The organism is Oribacterium sp. HCP3S3_B9 (assembly GCF_052064255.1).
Taxonomy (GTDB): Bacteria; Bacillota; Clostridia; order Lachnospirales; family Lachnospiraceae; genus Oribacterium.
Genome location: NZ_JBQHVY010000059.1, coordinates 1 through 1,003 on the forward strand (window position 1 = coordinate 1; position 1,003 = coordinate 1,003).

Here is a 1,003-nt window from a genome sequence, read left to right on the forward strand (position 1 = left end):
CTTCGCTACTTTAGTTCGCTCCCCATCACGTCCTTGCCTTACTGAACGGTTTTGCCTGCTCAGCAGCTCTTACGCTTGGACCGGTCTTTTCATTCCCGGCTCTGCCATCTCCCATGTGTCCCCACATTTCTGATACTATAAGGTACTGGAATCTAAACCAGTTGTCCATCGACTACGCTTCTCAGCCTCGCCTTAGGCCCCGACTTACCCAGGGCAGATCAGCTTTACCCTGGAAACCTTAGATATTCGGCCTGGAGGATTCTCACCTCCATCTCGCTACTCATTCCGGCATTCTCTCTTCATGCACGTCCACGGATCCTTACGGTACCGCTTCTGCCATGCATCAATGCTCCTCTACCAACATTTCTGTTCCTAAGCTTCGGTGTTGTGTTTTAGCCCCGTGAATTTTCGGCGCAGGACCTCTCGACTAGTGAGCTATTACGCACTCTTTGAATGTGTGGCTGCTTCTAAGCCAACATCCTAGTTGTCTATGAAATCCCACATCCTTTACCACTTAACACACACTTTGGGACCTTAGCTGTAGGTCTGGGCTGTTTCCCTTTTGACTATGCAATTTATATCGCGCAGTCTGACTCCCGTTTATATCTTAACGCCATTCGAAGTTTGATATGTCTTGGTAGACTTTGACGCCCCCTCAACAATTCAGTGCTCTACCTGCGTAAGACTCACAACGAGGCTAGCCCTAAAGCCATTTCGAGGAGAACCAGCTATCTCTGGGTTCGATTGGAATTTCTCCGCTATCCACACCTCATCGCCACCCTTTTCAACGGATGTGCGTTCGGACCTCCACCAAATTTTACTTTAGCTTCATCCTGGACATGGATAGGTCACCCAGTTTCGGGTCTATACTTACTGACTTGACGCCCTATTCAGACTTGCTCTCGCTTCGGCTTCAGACCTTAAGTCCTTAACCTTGCCAGTATATATAACTCGCCGGACCGTTCTACAAAAAGTACGCGGTTCACCTTGCGGTGTTCCACAG

General features: G+C 49.1%; 1 rRNA gene. It reads right to left on the minus strand.

What is annotated here, in order from left to right:
- Positions 1-1,003 (minus strand): 23S ribosomal RNA (locus tag ACTNC3_RS11385); the annotation flags it as partial.